The sequence below is a fragment of the Deltaproteobacteria bacterium genome (assembly GCA_029210625.1).
In the GTDB taxonomy this organism is placed as follows: domain Bacteria; phylum Myxococcota; class Myxococcia; order SLRQ01; family SLRQ01; genus JARGFU01.
The window spans coordinates 1-19631 of record JARGFU010000032.1; the positions used below are offsets into that span (position 1 = coordinate 1).

The following is a 19631-nucleotide window of genomic DNA, read 5'->3' on the forward strand; positions in this document are numbered from 1 at the left end:
CGAAGGTCGCCGCCTGATCAAACTTTTTGATCCACGACATTTGACAATATCTCGTCGCCGATGGACTCTTTGCAGAGTCCACCGCCGTGGATCTGGTGGAAGAAATGCAATAGGACCCGTGCCGATCCAACCTCGTTCCGGTCGTAGTTGTCGATGAGCACCGGCAGTACGATCCTGTCGAACAGAGGGTGCCGAATCGGAAACGACTGTGCGGGTGGCTCCAAAACGGCCTCTGTGAGCGTCTCCGCGAATGAGCTACGCACTTCTGGTGGGTAGGACTCCAGCCGGGACACGAGCCGGGCGAGCACCGGCATTGCTTCGCGGCGGATACCGTCGCGCTCAAGCTGGACGTATTCGTCCCAGATGGCCCGATCGACATCCCGAAGAACGTTTCCGGCGCGATCCAGCGAGGTCACGGGGACGGCTCCGAACTTGGGCGACCTTGCACGTACACGTATCCGCGGTCAGCCGGTGGGCATTGGTCATTCCAACCGAATGCCGCGAGCGTCGCTCGAGCGAGGTCCCGAATCCGCTCCCACACGGGACTGGCGTGCAGCGCATCTTCGGTCCAGTTCTCTGCATTGGCTCCACCGCCGCTCACCGACTCCAAGTACCGATCCAAGGCGACTAGCGTCGCGGCCTGCTCCGTCGAAAGGTCCTGATATTCACCGTCAAGGATCGGGCGAGCGTGTTCGTCGAACTCCAGAGCGAGTTCGTCTGCCTTGCACACGAAATCGGGGAACAGTGTCAACTGGTCCTTCGCGGGGCGCGCGAGGGCCTGGACGGCCCACTGCAGTCGCGTCATGCGAGCATCAGCCGGGCCGGTCATGCCCAAGGTTCTCCAGACGATTCCACTGCGTTCTCGAGGAAGGCGATCAACAGGGCGGCAATGTCGTCAGGGTAGTCGTCAGGCTCTCAGCGAAGCCCCGAGGCCCCATTCTACGTTAGACTGGAGCCTCGAACGACCCGACCGCAGGGTCTGATAACTCAGCTTACGTCCACTCCGCCTCGCCAAAAGGGCGGCTATTCTTCCTACCCCTAAGGGCTGTCTGACCATCTGGCTCAAGCTCGACCCCGACCAGGTCGAACTGCGCGAGGGCTTCACCCGGGACGTGCGAGACGTCGGCCACTACGGCACCGGCGACCTTGAGGTGACCATCTCTTCCCGCGAGAGGTGTAGGAAGCATCACCGCTACTTTCGCGAAGAGCTCTTGACGGAAGGCTCTCGGACCCAGAGCGGGGACCCGGAGGCCTCACTCTACGTTGGACTGGAGCCTCGAACGACCCGCCGAGAGCGTCCGATGACGTGCCCTCCGTCCACTCCGCCCCACGAAAAGGGAGGTTGTCCTTCCTGTCCCTCCAGCCCGGCCCCTCCCGACCGCGCCGGGGTCGCCGGCGGTTGCGGTATCCTACCGGCCTCATGGCAGAACCGCGTGACGAGAAGCCCATCAAGCTCCTGCGCAAGAAGCTCGACGACGCGGGCGTGGACGCGCACTTCGCGGAGCTGGCGGAGCACGCGCAGGCCGTGAGCGTGCGCATCAAGGACACGAGGACGAGCCTCTCCGACGCCAGCAGCGATCAGCTGCGCGAGGTGGCCGAGCGCCTGCGAGCGGGAACGATCGAGGCCGTGCAGGTGCAGTTCTTCGCCGACGATGCGTGGTGGTGCGACACGGTGATGCGCGTCCGAGACAGCTACCGCCTGGTGCGCATGCGCCAGGAGCCGGACTGATCCCGTCACAGCTCGAAGCCCACAGGCTCTCGGCGAAGCCCCGAAGGCCCCATTCGACTCAGGGTACCTGCACCAGCTCCAGCGCGAGGAAGGTGCCCTCGGGCTCGGGCTCCAGCGACCACCAGAAGGCGCCCCCGGAGCGCAGCGCCTCGAGGTTCGCCTTGCCCTCGATCTTCAGCTCGCGCTGCCGGCCGCTCAAGCTACCCGAGCTGCTGGTCGAGACCACCGAGAAGACCAGGCGGCCCTCGAGCACCTTGTAGCTGGGCTGGAAGTAGAAGGGGTGCCGGCCCTGGGTCCAGGCCAGGTAGTAGCCGTCGACCCGGTGCTCCACGACCGGCGGCGCCTCGAAGAGCTGGCCCCCCGTGCAGGGGAAGCCCGGCCCGAACTTCCAGCCGAGCGCGACGCAGCCTCCCAGGGAGAGGAGGAGCGCGAGGGTGAGGGAAAGGGCTGTCTTCTGCATCGCCTCTGCCTCCGGGGCCATTCGACGGGCGCGGGTGCCGGGCACTATACACTCTGCCATGAGCCGCCATGTGCAGAAGGTCGGAGCGCTCTTCGACGAGTGGGCCCGCGAGGGCCGCGCCGAGGGGATGGAGCGCACCCACGCCCGGGCGGCGCGCCCGGCCTTCGAGCGCCTCGGCGTGGGGGCGGGCCACCGCTACCTCGACGTGGGCTGCGGCAACGGCTACTCGGTGCGCTGGGCCGTGGAGGCCGGCGCCGCCTCGGCGCTCGGCGTCGACCTCTCGGAGGAGATGATCGCGCGGGCGCGCGAACAGTCCCGGGGGCACGCCGCGGCGAGCTTCCTCCAGGCGGCCTTCCCCGGCGGCGGGCTCCCGGCCGGCGGCTTCGACCGCATCTTCTCGATGGAGGCCTACTACTACCTGGCCGATCTCGACGCCGCGCTGGAGGCGACCCGGGCGCTGCTCGCGCCCGGCGGCCGCTTCGCCTGCACCATCGACCACTACCTCGAGAACGAGGAGAGCCACGGCTGGAGCGAGGAGCTCGGGCTCTCGCTGCACCTGCTCGGCGCCGCCGAGTGGAGCGAGCGCTTCTCCCGCGCCGGCTTCGAGGAGATCGAGCAGGAGGCGATCGCCGGGAGCCTGCTCACCCTCGGCCGCCGCCCCTGATGCCGCTGCCCGGCGAAGCGGAATAGACTGCCCGCCTCGCGGCCCTCGCCGCACCGACCCGGAGGTCCGATGTTCCAGTCCACGATACAATGGCTCTCGGTCAACTCGGCCCTGCCGCTCTTCTCCTTCGGCGGCACCCAGGTCACCGCCCGCTCCCTGGGCTGGCTGATCATCGCCATCGTCGTCTCGTGGTTGATCTCGAAGCTCGTCCAGCGGGCGATGGGGCGCGCCTTCCGCCGGCAGGGCGTCATCGGCGAGGGCTCGATGGCCGCGGCGGCGCGCCTCGTCCACTACACCGTGATGGTGGTCGGCACGAGCATCGGCCTGGAGTGGATCGGCGTGGATCTCGCGGCCCTCTTCGCCGCCGGCGCCGTCTTCGCGGTGGCCATCGGCTTCGCGATGCAGAACCTCGTCCAGAACTTCGTCTCGGGGATCATCCTGCTGGCCGAGCGGGTCATCAAGCCGGGCGACGCCCTCGAGCTCGAGGGGAAGCTGGTGAGGGTCGTCGAGCCCGGGATCCGCTCGACCATCGTCCGCAGCGCCGACGACGAGGAGATCATCGTCCCCAACGGCAACCTGGTGCAGGGGACCGTGGTGAACCTGACCATGCGGGACTCCCGCCTCCGGGTGCGAGGGGCGGTGGGCGTGGCCTACGCCTCCGACCTCGACCAGGTGCGGGCGGCCCTCGACCGGGCGGCGCGGACGATCGAGGGGAGGGTGAAGGAGCTCGAGCCGGTGGTCTTCCTCACCGGCTTCGGCAGCTCCTCGGTGGACTTCGAGGTCTCGATCTGGATCGACGATCCCTGGTTCCGCCAGGCCTTCCGCTCCCAGCTGCTCTTCGCCATCTGGAACGCCCTGAAGGAGGACGGGATCGTCATCGCCTTCCCGCAGGTGGACGTGCACCTCGACCCTCCCGTGGCGGAGGGGCTGGCCGCCGGGGCGCTGCGCCCGGCGTCCTGATCAGAGCGGCTCGCCCGCGAGCCTCGAGACGATGCTCCGGGCGACCCGCAGCCCGTCGATGGCCGCCGAGACGATGCCGCCGGCGTGGCCGCAGCCCTCGCCGCAGGGGTGGAGGCCGGGCAGGGCGGTCGAGACCGTGTCCGCTCCCCGGGGGAGGCTGATCGGGGCGCTGGTCCGCGCCTCGACGCCGATGAGGCGGGCCTCGGCGGCGTCGAAGTCCTTCATCTTGCGGGCGAAGGCGCCGACCGCCGTCCGCAGGTCCGCCCCGAGCGCGGCCGGGAAGAGGGCGGCCAGGTCCGCCGGCACGAGACCCCGGGGGTAGGAGCTGCGGCCGGGGGCCAGGGCGTCCCGGCCCCGGAGGAAGGCGCGCACCGAGGAGGAGGGGGCGGCGTAGTCCTCGCCGCCGGCCTTGAAGGCGGCCTGCTCCAGCACGCGCTGGAAGCGCAGGCCGGCGAGCGCGTCCTCGCCGTGGCCCCAGGCGGCGAGGTCCGCCCGGGAGACCTCGGCGACCAGGGCGCTGTTCGCCCAGCGGCTGGAGCGGCGCGAGGCGGACATGCCGTTCACGCAGAGGGCACCGGGCTCGGTCGGGGTCGGGACGACCACGCCCCCCGGGCACATGCAGAAGGCGTAGGCCCCACGGTCTCCGCCGACGCGGGTGACCAGCTTGTAGTCGGCCGGGGGGAGGGCAGGGTGGCCCGCCCAGCGCCCGTACTGGCCGGCGTCGATCAGCTCCTGCGGGTGCTCGACCCGGAGCCCCACGGCGAAGGCCTTCGGCTCCACCACGCCGGGCAGGGCGCCGAGGTGCTCGAAGAGCTCCCGCGCCGAGCCGCCCGCCGCGAGGATCACGTGCGGGCCGCGCAGCTCCTCTCCCCCCGCGAGGCCCACGCCGGCCGCCGCGCCGTCCTCGATCAGGAGGCGCTCCACCCGCGCCCCGAAGCGCAGCTCGCACCCTTGCGCCTCCAGGTGCTCGCGGATCGCCTTCACGATGGCGGGCAGCCGCTCCGAGCCGAGGTGCGGCTTGTTGGTCACCAGGATCTCGGGATCCGCCCCGTGCTCGACGAGGGCCTCGAGGACCTCGCGCACCGCCGGATCCCGCACCCGGGTGGAGAGCTTGCCGTCGGTGAAGGTGCCGGCGCCCCCCTCGCCGAAGCAGACGTTGCTCTCGGGGTCGAGCTCCCCTCGCCGGTAGAGGGCGGCCACCTCGTGCTTGCGCCGCTCCACGGGATGGCCGCGCTCGAGGACGATGCTCGCGACGCCGTGGCGGGCGAGCTCGAGGGCGCAGAAGAGGCCCGCCGGACCCGAGCCCACGATCAGCGGCGGCCGGGGCGGCGGCGTGACCCTCCGGGCCGGGGGGCGATCACCGGCCGGCAGCAGGCGGGCCCCGTCCGGGAGGGCCTCGCCCTCGGGGAGCTCGAGCTCGACCGTCACCCAGAAGCGGGGCGCGCCCCGCCCGCGGGCGTCGAGGGAGCGGCGGCTGATCCGCAGCGACGCGAGCGCCTCGGCCGAGAGGCCGTGGGCGGCGGCGAGGCGGCGCCGGAGGGCCTCCGGGGCCTCGAGGGCCTCGTCGAGCTCGAGGCGCAGCTGGGGGATGGAGATACGGGGCATGGGTTCGCTTGACCCTAGCAGGGCATGGGTATAGCAGGTGCCCTCTCGGAGCGGCCCCTTTCCTCTCGGTGCCCTCCGCCTACCCCAGGGAAACCCGTAAAGAAGGAGTCATCCCATGGCCCGGATCGCCATCAATGGTTTCGGCCGGATCGGCCGCTGCGTCTTCCGCGAGCTTCACAAGGACCCGGAGATCGAGGTCGTGCAGATCAACGATCTGACCGACGCCTCGATGCTGGCCCACCTGCTCAAGTACGACTCGGTCCACGGCCGCTACTCCGAGGAGGTCACCTCCGAGGAGGGCGCGATCATCGTCGGCGGCAAGCGCTACGAGGTCAGCGCCGAGCGCGACCCCACCAAGCTGCCCTGGGGTGAGAAGGAGGTCGATCTCGTCCTCGAGTGCACCGGCATCTTCCGCAGCCGCCAGAAGGCCGGCTTCCACCTCGAGGCCGGCGCGAAGCGGGTCCTGATCTCGGCCCCGGCCGACGATCCGGACGCGACCTTCGTCTACGGCATCAACCACGAGAGCTTCGACCCGGAGAAGCACAAGCTCATCTCCAACGCCTCGTGCACGACGAACTGCCTCTCGCCGGTGGCCAAGGTGCTCCACGAGAAGTTCGGGATCGTCGACGCGATGATGACGACCATCCACAGCTACACCAACGACCAGTCCCTCCTCGACCTGCCGCACAAGGACAAGCGGCGGGCCCGGGCGGCGGCGGTCTCGATGGTGCCCACCAGCACCGGCGCGGCCCGGGCCGTCGCCCTCGTGCTGCCGGAGCTCAAGGGCAAGATCAACGGCATGGCCGTGCGCGTCCCGACCCCCAACGTCTCGGTCGTCGACCTGGTCGCCCGGGTCGAGCGCGTGCCGGAGAGCCCCGAGGTCGTCAACGCCGCGCTGCGCGAGGCGGCCGCCGGCCCCCTGAAGGGCGTGCTGGACGTCTGCGACGAGCTCGCCGTCTCCATCGACTTCAACGGCAACCCGCACTCCTCGATCGTCGACGCCGACAGCACCTCGATCACCGGCGGCCTGGTGAAGGTGCTCGCCTGGTACGACAACGAGTGGGGCTTCTCGATGCGGATGATCGACATGACCAAGTGGCTGACCCGCGGGTAGTCACACCATGAAGATCCCCATCCTGGACGAGCTGGAGCTCGAGGGCCGGACCGTCTTCATCCGGGTGGACTTCAACGTCCCCCTGGATGAGGAGGGCAAGATCACCGACGACCGCCGCATCCGGGAGGCGCTGCCGACCATCCGCCACGCCATCGATCGTGGCGGCCGGGTCGTGCTCGCCTCTCACCTGGGGCGGCCGAAGGGGAAGCCGAACCCGGCCTTCTCCCTCCTGCCGGTGGGCGAGCGGCTCTCCGAGCTCCTCGAGCTCGACGTCGTCTTCGGAGACGACTGCGTGGGCGACGCCGTCCGGCGCATGACCTCCGAGCTGGCCGTGGGGGGCGTCATCCTCCTCGAGAACCTTCGCTTCCACGGCGGCGAGGAGAAGAACGACCGCGGCTTCGCCCGGCAGCTCGCCGCCGGGGTCGACGTCTGGGTGATGGACGCCTTCGGCACCGCCCACCGCGCCCACGCCTCCACCGCCGGCATGGCGGAGTTCGTCGAGGCGCGGGCCGCGGGCTTCCTGGTGAAGAAGGAGCTCGAGTACCTGGGCCGGGCGCTCCAGGATCCGAAGCGGCCCTTCATGGCCGTCCTGGGCGGCGCGAAGGTGACCGACAAGATCCGGGTCATCGACTCGCTCATCACCCGCTGCGACGCCCTGCTCATCGGCGGCGCCATGGCCTACACCTTCCTGAAGGCCGACGGCCAGAGCATCGGCGAGAGCCGGGTGGAGGACGAGGAGGGGCTCGAGGCCGCCGCCCGGATCCTCGACCGGGCCCGCGAGCGGAAGGTCGAGCTGCGCCTCCCCATCGATCACCTGGTGGTCGAGAGCCTCGAGGACGAGAAGGGGCAGGTCACCGAGGGGGCGTCGATCCCCACCGGGAAGATGGGGGTGGACATCGGTCCGCGGACCCTCGCGCAGTACCGGGAGCGGCTGGCCGAGGCCGGCACCGTCTTCTGGAACGGGCCGATGGGCATCTTCGAGCGAGAGGCCTTCGCCCGCGGCACCCTCGGGGTGGCCGAGGCCCTGGCCGCCTCCGGGGCCATCTCGGTGGTCGGCGGCGGCGACTCGGCCTCGGCGGTCGAGGTGGCCGGCGTGGCCGACCGCATCACCCACGTCTCCACCGGTGGTGGAGCGTCCCTGAAGTTCCTCGAGGGCAAGCCCCTGCCGGCCCTGCAGGCCCTGGCCGGGGAGTCCTGAACCCAAGCAGCGGAGGGCGCCATGGCGCGCAAGCCTTTCATCTGTGGCAACTGGAAGATGAACACCACCGTCCGGGAGGGCGCGACCCTCGCCGTGGACGTGGCGCGCCTCTGCGCCCGCCACCGCTCGGTGGAGGTGGCCGCCGCGCCGCCCTTCACCCACCTCGAGGCCGTCGGCAAGCGGCTGGAGGACGGGCCGGTGCAGCTCGCCGCCCAGAACGTGCACTTCGAGGCCAAGGGGGCCTTCACCGGTGAGGTCTCGGCGCCGATGCTGAAGTCCCTCGGCGTGAAGCACGTGATCGTGGGCCACTCCGAGCGGCGCCAGTTCTTCGGGGAGACCGACGAGACCGTGAACCGGCGGGTGCAGGCCATCCTCGGCGAGGGGCTCTCGGCCATCGCCTGCGTCGGGGAGACCCTCGACGAGCGCGAGGCCGGCACCACCCTCGAGGTGGTCGAGCGGCAGGTCCGGGGCGCGCTGGCCGGGGTCGGCACGGATCAGGCCGGCGCGATCACCATCGCCTACGAGCCGGTCTGGGCCATCGGCACCGGCCGGACGGCCACCCCCGAGCAGGCCCAGGACGTCCACGCGGCCATCCGCGGCCTCCTCGCCGAGATCTGGGACCGCCCGACCGCCGAGGACTGCCGGATCCAGTACGGCGGCTCGATGAAGCCGGAGAATGCCGCCGAGCTGCTGTCGAAGCCCGACGTCGACGGTGGCCTCATCGGCGGGGCGGCCCTCGACGCCGAGTCCTTCGCGGCCATCGTGGCCGCGGCGGCCGAGAGCGTGGCCTAGGGAGAGCGCGCGCCGGAGGCCCCGGCCGGGCCGCGACCTTTGACGGATCGGGCCCTGCCGTGGCATACAGCGCGGCTCATCGTTTCATCGACCGTCGGACGACCCGGCGGGCCGGCCCCACTCGAGGGCGGGCACAAGAGGATCGCAGGTATGGAAACCTTCTTCACAGTGCTGCACGTCTTCGTCTGCGTCATCATGATCCTGATCATCCTTCTCCAGCCGGGGAAGGAGGGCATGGGCTCCATCGGTGGCGGCTACGGCGGCGGCGCCTTCGGACCCAAGGCCCCGACCACGATCCTGACCAAGCTCACCGCCGGCGCGGCCATCGTCTTCATGGGCACCTCCATGACCCTGGCCTGGCTCTCCACCCGGGATCACTCGATCATCCCCGAGACCGTGGAGGAGGAGACCGTGGACGAGGGCGCCGCGGCGGCGCCGGCCGAGGAGGCCGCTGCGCCCGCCGAGGAGGCCGCTGCGCCCGCCGAGGAGGCTGCTGCGCCCGCCGAGGAGGCCGCCGCTCCCGCCGAGGAGGCCGCCGCTCCCGCCGAGGAGGCCGCTGCTCCCGCCGAGGAGGCCGCTGCTCCCGCCGAGGGCGAGGGCGAGGAAAAGACCGAGTAGACGAAAGTCGCTGGACGCGAGCGGCGAGGTTGGTTAAAAAGCCCGCCTCGCAGTCGCGAATCGAATAGGCCGCGGTGGTGGAATTGGTAGACACACCATCTTGAGGGGGTGGCGCTCGTAAGAGTGTGTGAGTTCGAATCTCACCCGCGGCACCACGGGACCCGGGGGGAGCAACAGCTCCCCCCGGGAACCCTCCACCTCGTGACTCTGGCCGATCGCTCCGCTGGCCTGCGCCGGCTGGGCGCCGCCTCCGGCCGCTCCGGATCCGGGTCGCGAGGAGAGCTTCCTCCGGGCGAGCCCTAGAGCGGCAGCCAGTGGAAGCCGCTGCGCCAGTAGATGGCGAGCCCCTGGCCCAGGATGGCCTCCCGGCGCACCCAGCCGAAGGCGCGGCCGTCACGGCTCTGGCCGCGGTTGTCGCCCATCACCAGGTAGGTGCCCTCGGGCACCACCGCCTCGCCGTTGGCGTCCGCGCCGTGGGTCAGGCGAGAGAGGCCCTCGCCGCCGTCGGGGACCAGACGGATCTGGTGGCGGACCCCGTCGAGATCCTCGAGGAGGGTGTCGCCGTCGGCCTCCACCGGCATCTCGCGGCCGTCGATGAAGAGGTGGCCGCCCTGCACCCGGACTCGATCGCCGGGCAGCGCCACCACGCGCTTGAGGAGGATGATCCCGTCCGAGGGTGACTCGAGCACGACGACGTCCCCCCGCCGCGGCCCCTCGAAGCGCCAGAGGTAGAGCTCGGTGAAGGGGACCCGCACGCCGTAGGCGAGCTTGTTGACCACGAGGTGGTCGCCCTCCTCGACGGTGGGCAGCATCGAGCCCGTCGGGACGTAGTAGTGGTCGGCCAGCGAGGAGCGGGCCGAGAGGACGGAGAGGACCAGCAGTCCCAGGAAGACGACCTCCCGGAGGTAGCCCCTCCAGCGCTCGGCGCGGGTCGGCGCCACGCCCTCGCCCTCACCCTCACCGGAGTCGCGCTTCTTGCCCTTGCTCGTCGAGTTCTGTCGAGACATCCTGCGCGATCTAAACCACATTTCCCCGCAAGGCCACGAGTCGTCTTCTCTGGAGGCCGCCCATGCACCGCCACCCCTGGAATCCGCTGCCCGCGATCGCGCTCTCGCTCCTGCTGGCGACCGCCTGCGGGGAGAGCCTGCCCTTCGAGCCGGCGGGACCCGAGGCGGCCCCGGATCCGGGCGTCACCGGCCCCTACGCGGTGGGGGTGCGCACGGTCTGGCTCGAGGATCCGACCCGGGAAGATCCCTATGGTGAGGCCGCCGGCCGGCGCTTCAAGGTGGAGGTCTGGTACCCCGCGGTGGAGGAGGCGCGCGACGCCGCCCGCGACCTCCTCGATCTCCACGCCGAGGCGCCCCCCTCGGTGGTCGCCGCGCTGGAGGGGGTGAGCATCCCCCGGGTCGAGCAGCCGGCGGTGCGGGACGCCGCCCTCCACGAGAAGGACGCGCCCTATCCGGTGATCGTCTTCTCCCACGGCAACGGCGGCATCCGGGCCCAGTCGTTCAGCTACACGGCGCATCTCGCCAGCCACGGCTACCTCGTCGTCTCGGCCGACCACGTGGGCAACACCCTCTTCGACTTCCTCGATGTCACCGACGTGACGGGCAACACCCTGAACTCCATCTTCGACCGGCCCGAGGACCTGCGCCTGATGCTGGACGCGCTGGAGGACGGCAGCTTCGATCCCGGCGGTGAGCTCGCCGCCGCCGCCGACCTCGAGCGGGTGGGGGTGACCGGCCACAGCCTGGGGGGGCTGACCTCCCTCTACGTGAGCCAGCCCGACCAGAGCGCCTTCGACGCGCGCTACGACGCGGCCGTCCCGGTCACGCCGGCCACCGAGGTCCTGGCGCTGCTGGCGGCGCCGGTCGAGGGGGTCGAGCTCCCGCTCCTCTACGTGGGGGCGACCGCCGACCAGACCCTCGACTACCAGGTCGAGACGGTGGCGGCCTACGAGAAGCACACCGGCCACCGGGCGATGGCCGGGGTGGTCGACGCCGGCCACTTCTCCTTCAGCGAGATCTGCGAGCTCGAGCTGGGAGAGGCGGCGCTGGCCCTCGGGATGAGCGAGGACATCGCCGGGCTGCTCGAGGACGGCTGCGGTCCCCAGAACATCCCCGTCTCGCGGGCCCACACGCTGAACAACTTCTACGGGACTGCCTGGTTCAACATCTACCTGCGGGGCAGCGAGCTCACCGCCAGCGAGTGGCTGGATCCCGCCGCCGCCCCCGCCGACGTCGAGTACCGGATCGATCGGCCGGGGCTCTCCTCCGAGCGATGAAGAAACAACGACGGATCTCTGCACTGCATACGGCTGCCACCTGGGCCGGGCTGCCGCTGATCACCGGCACCTTCGGCTCCATCGCGATGGTCACCGCCCTGATGGGCAACCGGGAGATCCCCGAGTGGGCCTCCCGCACCTGGGCGCGCTGGCTGCTGGCCCTCGCGGGGGTGACGCTGGAGATCAGCTTCGATGCCGACGCCGCCACCGACGGGCACTACGTGCTGGTCTCGAACCACACCAGCCACCTCGACGTCCCCTGCATCATCCTCGCCTGGCCGGGGCCGGTGCGCTTCGTGACCAAGCGCTCGCTCTTCGCGATCCCCGTCTTCGGGCAGGCCCTCGCGGCGGTCGGGCACATCCCGGTGGTGCGGGGGAACTCCGATCAGGCCAAGGCGGCGCTGCAGAAGGCGATCGGACCGCTCAAGGAGTGGGTGAGCGTGCTCTTCTTCGCCGAGGGGACCCGCTCCCGGGACGGCGAGCTGCAGCGCTTCAAGAAGGGCTGCCTCGCCCTGGCGGAGGAGGCCGGCGTGCCCCTCTCCCCGGTGGCGGTGGTCGGGACCCACGAGGTCCTGCCCCGGGGCAGCGGCCTGATCGCTCCCGGCCTCGTGCGGGTCCACTTCGGGGCGGCCCTCGAGGGCCTCGAGTCCGCCGAGCGGCCGCGGGGGGAGCGGATCCAGGAGCTGCGCGACGCCGTGGTGCGCGCCATGGAGACCACCCGGCCGTCTTTGTGACGTGACCTCGCGCCTGGTCTACCATCGGAGCATGTCCGAGACCGTGCAGGGTAGGGGGGAAGGCGCCGCCACCTCGAGGGTGGCGCTGCGTCTGCCGTGGCTGGGCCTCCTGGGGCTCCTCTTCCTGCTGCCGCCCTCCCTGGCCGAGGCCGGGCGGGTGGCCGTCCTCGACTTCGGGGGTGGTGCCGCCGGCCGCCGCGCCCGGGCCGGGCTGGTCCGCGACCTGGTCGGCCGGGAGGGGCTCGAGCTGGTCTCGTCCTCGACCTTCGCCGACGCAGCGGCCCAGGCGGGCGTCGCGCCCTCCGAGCTGACCACGGGCTCCGGCATCCGCCGCGCCGCCGCGGTCGCGATGGTGGACGTGGTGGTCTCGGGCAAGGTGAGCGGGAAGGGCGCCAGGAGCCGGATCTGGATCGAGGTCTGGGACGCCGACGGCCAGCAGCGCCTGAACAAGGCCTACCGGCCCTCGGGCGGCGCGCTCGAGCTCGACGACCTCGAGCGGATCGCGGCCTTCCTCCTGACCCTGGCGCCGCCGAGCGCGCCGGTGGACCCGCCGCCTCCCCTGGACCCTCCCGAGGATCCCTACCGTCCGGATCCCGAGCCTCGCCGCGATCCGCCCCCCGATCCCTACGATCGGCCCGACCCGGAGCCTCGCCGCGATCCGCCCCCCGATCCCTACGATCGGCCCGACCCGGAGCCTCGCCGCGATCCGCCCCCCGATCCCTACGGCCGCCCGGACCCCCGCGATCGCGACTCGGGCGTCGGCGCCCGGATCGACGATCCGGGCCGGGGCGCCGATCGCGGGCGCCGCCCGGAGGGCGACGACTGGGCCCGGGACGACGACCGGCGAGGGCAGGGTGGCACCTACGACCCCCTGCACGAGCTCGACGACGACCGGCCCCCCTTCGTGGTCTTCCACCTCCTCGGCCAGGCGGCCACCCGCGACTACCTGCTGCAGGGCTCCTTCACCACGGTCGAGTACCACACCCAGGGCGTCTTCCCCGAGGTGGGGGGCGCCCTCGAGCTGGCCCCCGGCGCGGGCGCCGGCCCCTGGCTGGAGGACCTCGCCCTCGAGGCCCGCGGCTCCTACGGCTTCCTGGCCAGCCAGTTCGAGGACACCACCGGCACGCTCCAGCGCCGGGGGACGCCGGTGATCCGCTTCGCCGGAGATCTGCACTACCGCGTGCCCCTGGCCCCCTCCAGCGGCTACTCCCCCCGGCTGGGGGTGCGCGGCGGCTGGTACCTCAGCCGCTTCCAGGTCGCCCTGGGCAACCCCCTCTTCCGGACCGTGACCCACAGCGGGCTGCGGCTGGGCGTCGACGTGAAGCAGCCCCTGCTGCCGCCCTTCCTGGCGCTGCGGGTCTGGGCGACGCTCCTGCCCTTCTCCTCGCCGGGCGCCGCCGAGGCCGAGGCCTACGGCCCCCAGGCCACCTCCCGGGGCTACTGGGCCTCGATGGGCTTCGTCGGCAGCACCGAGGCGCAGGGGAGGGGGCTCACCTGGATGGTCGCGCTGGAGCTCATCTCCCACCGGGATCGCTTCGCCGGCACCGGCACCGAGGACGCCAACGCCTCGGCGAGCGAGGAGCAGCTGGTCGTCAGCGGCGGCCTCGGCTTCGCGTTCTAGGAGCGCTGGGGGGGCTTACAAGGCCCTTTCGGGGCCTCTGGAGCGTTGACAGCCACGGGGCGGTCCCCGTAGTTTGCGCCCTTCCCAATTGCTGGTGCCCTTGGGTGGAGGGGGCCTGGCGTCACCCCAAGCAGGAGAGAAGTAACGATGCGTCGTATCAACACCCTTATCGGGCTCACTCTGGGCTGTTTCCTCGCGCTCGGCGCCCTGGGCTGCTTCGGCGGCGGCGACGGCGGCGGCGGCGGCGACACCGACTGCACCGTCGATGCCGACTGCAACGACAACACCCAGCGCTGCACCACGGCGGGCGCCTGCGTCTCGAAGTGCGAGGGCGTGATCTGCAACACCGGACAGACCTGCGAGGCGACGACCGGCAACTGCACCGGCGGCAGCGGTGGCTGCACCGTGGACGCTGACTGCAACAACGCCACGCAGCGCTGCGACTCCACGTCCAGCACCTGCGTCTCCAAGTGCCAGGGCGTGGTCTGCGGCACCGGCGAGACCTGCGAGCCCACCACCGGCACCTGCGGCGGCGGCAGCACCACCTGCGCCACCGACACCGACTGCGACCCGAACGGTGACCTCGGCCACGTCTGCGACGGCGGCACCTGCGCGGCGGACGTCTTCGGCGACTGCGCCACCGTCTCCTGCCTCACCGGCCTCGACTGCCTGAGCATCCCGACCCAGTCCGGCACCTCTCAGGTGTGCTATGAGCCCTGCGCCGACTCCAGCGCCTGCGGCCTCGGCTGGTGGTGCGACGCCGCCGCCGGCAGCCCGACCCAGGGCCACTGCGACCAGAACCTCTGCGGCCCCCAGCTGGCCCAGTACGGCTACCAGGGCACCCCGATGATGGGCACCTGCGATGCCACCGCCACCGGCGCCGGCGACGGCGTCTGCATGGGGCCCCTGGTCGACTTCGGCTCCGCCGGCTCTCCCCTCGAGGTGGGCCTCTGCATGGCCACCGGCTCCATCGCCGCGGGTAACAGCTGCCCCGCCGATGCCACCAACGGCGCCACCGCCGACCTCTGCGTCTCCGGCCTCTGCCTGATCGAGACCGAGGGTGCCGCGACCGGCCTCTGCCGCTCCTTCTGCACCCTGCTCGACGGCAACGACTGCGTCGCCGACGTCACCGGCCCGACCTCCTGCACGCCCTTCGGCGGCCTGGCCGGCGTCTGCGTCCCGCAGTCCGCCACCCCGGCGGCCGCGGGCGCGAGCTGCACCGCCTCCAACGCCGAGTCGACCTGCGTCGAGGACAGCATCTGCATCGACCCGGCCGGCGGCACCGCCACCGTCTGCTCGAGCTTCTGCGACACCCGCGTGGGCACTTGCCCCTCGGGTACCTGCCAGCCGACCTCGAGCAACTCGAGCGACATGCTCGGCATCTGCATCTAGCAGCCAGCCAGCAGCCAAGTGGAAGACAGCCTCTCGGCCCTCGGGCCGGGGGGCTGTTTTCTTTCCGTCGCGATTCTCGGGCCTGGAATTGGCGGATCGGGGTCCCGATGTGGTCGAATCGAGGGATGCCGACCCGGCGGACGTACAGGAGGCTCGGACCTCTGCTAGGCCTGATCCTCGTGACGGGGCTCCCCGGCTGCACCCTGCTCACCCCGAGCAACGCCGAAGGGGGGAGCACCACCTGCCGGGACGACCTGGACTGCCCGGCCAGCACGCCCCTCTGCCGCCAGTACGAGTGCGTCTCGCGCTGCTCGGGGGTCGTCTGCTCCGGGGACGGCAGCGAGCGCTGCGACCTCGGCACCGGCCAGTGTGTGCCCTACCTCGGTGAGCCCTGCGCCCTCGACGCCCAGTGCCCCGCCGGCCGCCCCCGCTGCGTGGCCGGGAACTGCCGGGGCGACCGCCTGGACGAGTGCGGGGCGGCGCCCTGCGTGCCCGGCCTCTCCTGCGTGCCCGTGCGGGGCGTGGAGCGCTGCCTCCAGCCCTGCGGCGACGCGCCCTGCCAGGTGGGGGAGCGCTGCCTGGACGCCTCCTTCGGCGCGCTGGCGGCCTACTGCGCGCCCAACCTCTGCCGCCCGGGGGGCGGCCCCGAGGACACCCTGATCCGCGCCGCGGCCTACGGCGAGGGCTGCCCCACCGACGGCCACCTCGAGGGCATCTGCCTCGGGCCCCTCCCGGACGCCACCCTCGGGGACGTGGGCCTCTGCCTGGCCCCCGGCCTCGCCCCGGCGGGCCAGAGCTGTGATCCCGCCGCCGTCGCCGGCAGCGCCCAGGCCTGCTTCGGGGGAATCTGCTCGAGGGTGGAGGGGGAGCCGGCCGGCACCTGCTTCCAGCTCTGCTCGGTCTGGGAGAGCGGAAGCTGTCCCGCCGGGCAGGCCTGCCACCCCCAGTGGGGCTCCCTCGGGGTCTGCTTCGATCTGCAGCCCGACGCCGCACCGGCGGGGTCCGCCTGCCAGCGCCCGCTCGACGGCCTCGAGCTCGCCTGCGAGCAGGGGTCCATCTGTCTGCCAGAGGATCTCGGGGGGGGCGCCACCCGCTGCCTCCCGGTCTGTGATCCCGACGCGGCCAAGGCCGAGACCGAGGCTTGCGCCGAGGGGCGCTGCGAGCGATGGGATCCCACGGGGAACCCCTTCCTCGGGGTCTGCGCCGCGCTCTGAGGCCTCGCCGCTCCCTGAGTCGGGTGGGGCCGTTGACACCACTCGTGCGACGCCGCTAGAACGCCGGAGGTTGTTCGTTCTCTCGAGCGGGCATCCTCTCTTCACAATCCGTAAAGGAGTTCGAAAGAGATGGCGGAGCCGAGCGGAATCATCGGGCAGGGAATCAGCATCCGGGGAAACGTCAGCGGGACCGGTGACCTCGTGGTCGAGGGCAGGGTCGAGGGTCAGATCACCCTCGCCGACCGCCTCACCGTGGAGGACGCAGGCAGCGTGGTCGCCGACGTCGAGGCCGGAGAGGTCACGGTGAACGGTGAGATGAGCGGCAACATCGTCGCCTCCCAGCGCGTCCACATCACTGCCAACGCGAAGGTGCTCTCGGACATCCGGGCCCCGCGGGTCGTCATCGAGGACGGCGCCCGCTTCAAGGGCAACATCGAGATGGACGTGAAGCTGCCCGACAACATCTGATTTTTCTGCCCCCTCTTCAGAGGGGTGCGAGGCGAGGAGAAACCATGGCCAACACCATCATCGGAAGCACCATCGTGGTCGATGGCGAGATCACCGGAGACGAGGATCTCATCATCCAGGGCACGGTGAAGGGCCGGATCGCGCTGAAGGAGAGCCTCATCGTCGAGGCCTCGGGCGTCGTCGAGGCGGACATCGAGACTCAGAACGTCGAGGTCGCGGGTCAGGTGACCGGCAACATCACGGCGAGCGACAAGGTCGAGCTCAAGAGCGACTGCCGGGTCGTGGGCGATATCAAGTCCCCCCGGATCCTCATCGCCGACGGCGCCGCCTTCAAGGGCAACGTCGACATGGACGTGTAGCCCATGGCTACCATCGTAGGAGACAGCAGCCTCATCAAGGGCCACCTCGAGGGAGACGAGGACCTCACGGTCTTCGGCCGGGTGGAGGGCTCCGTGCGCCTCTCCCGCACCCTGATGGTCGAGCCCTCGGGCATCGTGAAGGCGGAGGTGAGCGTCCGCAACGCCGTGGTCAACGGCGTGGTGGTCGGCAACATCACCGCCAGCGATGCCATCGAGCTGACCGAGCAGGCGCGGGTCGTGGGTGACCTCACGGCCCCGCGGGTGATCATCGTCGATGGCGCCAGCTTCCGCGGTCAGGTGGACATGGGCGACCTGGACATCAAGCGTCCGGCGACCAGCCCCCGCCCCGCGAGCGTGCCCCGCCCGGTGAGCCGCCCGATGAGCCGCCCGGCGCCCGCGCCCGCCCCCGCGGCGAAGCCCGCCCCGGCGGCCGAGCCCGCCCCGAAGGCGGCGGCGCCGGCCCCGGCCGCCAAGAAGGCCCCGGCCGCGCCCCCGAAGCCCCCCCGCCGGGGCACGGGCAAGCAGGTCAAGGTCAAGAAGAAGCGGCGCTAGTCGTCCATGGCGTCCGAGCCGATCGAGCCCCGGCCGCTCGGGCCCAGCCTCGAGCGGCGCGCGCCCCTGGCACCGGCCCCGGTCCCCGAGCCGCCGCCGGCCCGCTGGGCCGAGCTGAGCGAGATCGAGGAGCCGGCGCGCTACCGGCTCCGGGAGCCCCGGGCCATCGCCCCCCTGGCGGAGGCCATCGCCCGCGACGGGCAGCGCGAGCCCCTGATCGTACGCCGGGGGCCCACCGGCGCCCTCGAGCTGGTCGCCGGACACCGCCGCCTGGAGGCGCTGCGGATGCTCCACCGGCGCCGCGCCCTGGTGCGGATCCACGATGAGCTCGACGAGGAGGGCGCCCTCTACCTCGCCCTCTCGGACCTCCTGGATCGTGAGCCCCTCACGCCGGGAGAGCAGGCCCGCCTCGGTGAGCGCCTGGAGGGCGAGCCCTCCCCCCGGGTGCAGGCGCTCCTCGAGCGCTCCTCGCGGGCCGCCCAGGAGCGCCCCCTCGACGAGGCCGAGGGCCTCCCCGAGGTCGAGGAGATCGAGCTGGAGGAGCTGGCCGCCCGCGCCCGGGACCAGCTCGCCGACAGCTGCAACGATCTCGCCGCGCTCCACGAGGTCTGGGGAGATCTCGACGAGGGCCGGCGCGACGATCTGCTGGAGTGTGTGCGCTACCTGGCCGAGATGCTCCCCCTGCTCTCGGACGCCGAGGAGGAGTGATGAGCGAGCCCTGGAAGACGACCCTGGAGGAGGACCGGGCCGCGCTCGGAGCCCTCCTGCGCGAGCGCTCCGTACGCTTCGGCAAGTTCACGCTCGCCTCGGGCAAGGAGAGCGACTTCTACGTCGACTGCAAGCAGACGATGCTCACCGCCGAGGGGCACCGCCTCATCGGGCGGCTGATGCTCGCGCGGGTGCCCGAGTCGATCCGGGCGGTCGGGGGGCTCACCCTCGGCGCCGATCCCCTGGCGTCGGCGGTCAGCTGCATCTCCGCCCTCGCCGGGCGGCCGGTGGACGCCCTCATCGTGCGCAAGGAGCCCAAGGGCCACGGCACCGGGCAGTGGGTCGAGCACCCCGGCCTGCCCGAGGGCACCGAGGTGGTCGTGGTCGAGGACGTGATCACGACCGGCGGCTCGAGCCTCAAGGCCATCGAGCGGCTGCGCGCCTCGGGCTTCGTTCCGCGCAAGGTCCTGGCGCTGGTGGACCGGCAGGAGGGCGGCCGCGAGGCCCTCGAGGCCGAGGGCGTCGAGGTCGAGGCCCTCTTCTGCCGCAGCGATCTCGAGGAGCCAAGCTCATGACGCATCGAAGACTCCTGGCCGCCCTCTCCCTCCTCCTGCTGACCGCCTGCTCGACGGTGCAGGGCGCCTCGGTGCTCTCGCGCTCCCGCGGCAAGGTGCAGCCCTACGACGGAGAGCTCGAGGCGGCGAGCCGCTCGGCGATGCTCTACTCGGGCTTCGACCGGGTGATGACCGTCTCGATCACCCTGATGACGCCCGCCTACCAGGGGGCCCTCGACGCCGAGCTCGAGCGGCTGGCCCGCGCCGAGGTCCGCGAGAGCCTCGGGCTCGAGGCGCCGCCGGCCGAGGGGCTGGATCTCGTCCTCTTCCTCGACGGCCGGGATCCGGCCTGGGAGGACCTCGAAGATCGCAGCTCGACCTTCCGGGTGGAGCTGCTCGAGGGCGAGCGCGCCACCCCGGCCACCCTGGTGCGCCGCCTGGACGAGGAGGATCCGACCCTGCGGCACCTCTTCCCCCAGGTGGGTGACTTCGGCCGGCTCTACCGGCTCCGCGCCGCCGGCGTCTCCTCCAGCGCCGGGGAGCTCAGCGTCCGCATCGCCGGCGCCCCCGGCGACCTCGTCGTCGGCTTCTGACTATCCGGGGGG

At 71.8% G+C, this 19631-nt stretch carries 22 protein-coding genes, 1 tRNA gene and 1 pseudogene; 20 read left to right on the plus strand and 4 right to left on the minus strand.

What is annotated here, in order from left to right; genetic code table 11:
- Nucleotides 1–17 precede the first annotated feature (17 nt).
- Nucleotides 18–416, minus strand: coding sequence for a hypothetical protein (locus tag P1V51_21905; GenBank protein MDF1565707.1), 399 nt, complete (start codon nucleotides 414–416; stop codon nucleotides 18–20).
- A gap of 627 nt (nucleotides 417–1043) precedes the next feature.
- Here P1V51_21905 and P1V51_21910 point away from each other — a divergent pair.
- Both P1V51_21910 and P1V51_21915 read left to right on the plus strand, forming a co-directional pair.
- Nucleotides 1044–1166, plus strand: a pseudogene (locus P1V51_21910) (DUF91 domain-containing protein).
- Nucleotides 1167–1420: 254 nt separating this feature from the next.
- Nucleotides 1421–1729, plus strand: a complete 309-nt coding sequence (locus tag P1V51_21915; GenBank protein ID MDF1565708.1) for a hypothetical protein — start codon at nucleotides 1421–1423, stop codon at nucleotides 1727–1729.
- Nucleotides 1730–1787: 58 nt separating this feature from the next.
- On the opposite strand, the gene P1V51_21920 is transcribed toward P1V51_21915, so the two are convergent.
- Nucleotides 1788–2189: a hypothetical protein gene (locus P1V51_21920; protein MDF1565709.1), complete on the minus strand. Its 402-nt coding sequence runs from the start codon at nucleotides 2187–2189 to the stop codon at nucleotides 1788–1790.
- A 58-nt stretch (nucleotides 2190–2247) separates the two neighbouring features.
- On the opposite strand from P1V51_21920, the gene P1V51_21925 reads away from it, so the two are divergent.
- Nucleotides 2248–2853: a class I SAM-dependent methyltransferase gene (locus P1V51_21925; protein ID MDF1565710.1), complete on the plus strand. Its 606-nt coding sequence runs from the start codon at nucleotides 2248–2250 to the stop codon at nucleotides 2851–2853.
- Nucleotides 2854–2922: 69 nt separating this feature from the next.
- Complete coding sequence (locus tag P1V51_21930) at nucleotides 2923–3813, plus strand: mechanosensitive ion channel (GenBank protein ID MDF1565711.1); 891 nt, start codon at nucleotides 2923–2925, stop codon at nucleotides 3811–3813.
- Here P1V51_21930 and P1V51_21935 read toward each other — a convergent pair whose 3' ends face one another.
- Nucleotides 3814–5418 carry an FAD-binding protein gene (locus tag P1V51_21935; GenBank protein ID MDF1565712.1) on the minus strand — a complete coding sequence of 535 codons (1605 nt, stop codon included), beginning with the start codon at nucleotides 5416–5418 and terminating at the stop codon, nucleotides 3814–3816. It lies immediately after the preceding gene.
- 115 nt (nucleotides 5419–5533) lie between these two features.
- On the opposite strand from P1V51_21935, the gene gap reads away from it, so the two are divergent.
- From gap to P1V51_21960, 5 genes are all read left to right on the plus strand, one after another.
- Complete coding sequence (gap, locus tag P1V51_21940) at nucleotides 5534–6532, plus strand: type I glyceraldehyde-3-phosphate dehydrogenase (GenBank protein MDF1565713.1); 999 nt, start codon at nucleotides 5534–5536, stop codon at nucleotides 6530–6532.
- A 7-nt stretch (nucleotides 6533–6539) separates the two neighbouring features.
- Nucleotides 6540–7730 carry a phosphoglycerate kinase gene (locus P1V51_21945; protein ID MDF1565714.1) on the plus strand — a complete coding sequence of 397 codons (1191 nt, stop codon included), beginning with the start codon at nucleotides 6540–6542 and terminating at the stop codon, nucleotides 7728–7730.
- Between the two features lie 21 nt (nucleotides 7731–7751).
- Complete coding sequence (gene tpiA, locus P1V51_21950; GenBank protein MDF1565715.1) at nucleotides 7752–8522, plus strand: triose-phosphate isomerase; 771 nt, start codon at nucleotides 7752–7754, stop codon at nucleotides 8520–8522.
- A 150-nt stretch (nucleotides 8523–8672) separates the two neighbouring features.
- The gene (gene secG / locus P1V51_21955; GenBank protein ID MDF1565716.1) at nucleotides 8673–9140 is read left to right on the plus strand and encodes a preprotein translocase subunit SecG; all 468 of its coding nucleotides are present in this window, start codon (nucleotides 8673–8675) and stop codon (nucleotides 9138–9140) included.
- Between the two features lie 68 nt (nucleotides 9141–9208).
- A tRNA-Leu gene (locus P1V51_21960) sits at nucleotides 9209–9295 on the plus strand.
- Nucleotides 9296–9439: 144 nt separating this feature from the next.
- On the opposite strand, the gene lepB is transcribed toward P1V51_21960, so the two are convergent.
- The gene (lepB, locus tag P1V51_21965) at nucleotides 9440–10147 is read right to left on the minus strand and encodes a signal peptidase I (GenBank protein ID MDF1565717.1); all 708 of its coding nucleotides are present in this window, start codon (nucleotides 10145–10147) and stop codon (nucleotides 9440–9442) included.
- Nucleotides 10148–10209: 62 nt separating this feature from the next.
- On the opposite strand from lepB, the gene P1V51_21970 reads away from it, so the two are divergent.
- The 11 genes from P1V51_21970 (at nucleotide 10210) to P1V51_22020 (ending at nucleotide 19619) form a co-directional block, all read left to right on the plus strand.
- Nucleotides 10210–11424, plus strand: coding sequence for a hypothetical protein (locus P1V51_21970; protein MDF1565718.1), 1215 nt, complete (start codon nucleotides 10210–10212; stop codon nucleotides 11422–11424).
- Nucleotides 11421–12158, plus strand: a complete 738-nt coding sequence (locus tag P1V51_21975) for a lysophospholipid acyltransferase family protein (GenBank protein MDF1565719.1) — start codon at nucleotides 11421–11423, stop codon at nucleotides 12156–12158. Before P1V51_21970 ends, P1V51_21975 begins: the two co-directional genes overlap by 4 nt.
- 31 nt (nucleotides 12159–12189) lie before the next feature.
- On the plus strand, nucleotides 12190–13779 hold the full coding sequence (locus P1V51_21980) for a hypothetical protein (protein MDF1565720.1): 1590 nt from the start codon (nucleotides 12190–12192) through the stop codon (nucleotides 13777–13779).
- A gap of 147 nt (nucleotides 13780–13926) precedes the next feature.
- A complete protein-coding gene (locus tag P1V51_21985; GenBank protein MDF1565721.1) occupies nucleotides 13927–15171 on the plus strand; it encodes a hypothetical protein in 1245 nt (414 codons plus the stop codon).
- Between the two features lie 179 nt (nucleotides 15172–15350).
- Complete coding sequence (locus P1V51_21990; GenBank protein ID MDF1565722.1) at nucleotides 15351–16385, plus strand: hypothetical protein; 1035 nt, start codon at nucleotides 15351–15353, stop codon at nucleotides 16383–16385.
- Between the two features lie 129 nt (nucleotides 16386–16514).
- Nucleotides 16515–16853 carry a polymer-forming cytoskeletal protein gene (locus P1V51_21995; protein MDF1565723.1) on the plus strand — a complete coding sequence of 113 codons (339 nt, stop codon included), beginning with the start codon at nucleotides 16515–16517 and terminating at the stop codon, nucleotides 16851–16853.
- Nucleotides 16854–16897: 44 nt separating this feature from the next.
- Nucleotides 16898–17212: a polymer-forming cytoskeletal protein gene (locus P1V51_22000; GenBank protein ID MDF1565724.1), complete on the plus strand. Its 315-nt coding sequence runs from the start codon at nucleotides 16898–16900 to the stop codon at nucleotides 17210–17212.
- Nucleotides 17213–17215: 3 nt separating this feature from the next.
- Complete coding sequence (locus P1V51_22005; protein ID MDF1565725.1) at nucleotides 17216–17764, plus strand: polymer-forming cytoskeletal protein; 549 nt, start codon at nucleotides 17216–17218, stop codon at nucleotides 17762–17764.
- 6 nt (nucleotides 17765–17770) lie between these two features.
- Nucleotides 17771–18472: a ParB/Srx family N-terminal domain-containing protein gene (locus P1V51_22010; protein MDF1565726.1), complete on the plus strand. Its 702-nt coding sequence runs from the start codon at nucleotides 17771–17773 to the stop codon at nucleotides 18470–18472.
- Nucleotides 18472–19047, plus strand: a complete 576-nt coding sequence (gene pyrE, locus P1V51_22015) for an orotate phosphoribosyltransferase (protein ID MDF1565727.1) — start codon at nucleotides 18472–18474, stop codon at nucleotides 19045–19047. The genes P1V51_22010 and pyrE overlap by 1 nt, the downstream gene beginning before the upstream one ends.
- Nucleotides 19044–19619, plus strand: a complete 576-nt coding sequence (locus tag P1V51_22020) for a hypothetical protein (protein ID MDF1565728.1) — start codon at nucleotides 19044–19046, stop codon at nucleotides 19617–19619. The genes pyrE and P1V51_22020 overlap by 4 nt, the downstream gene beginning before the upstream one ends.
- Nucleotides 19620–19631: the final 12 nt, after the last annotated feature.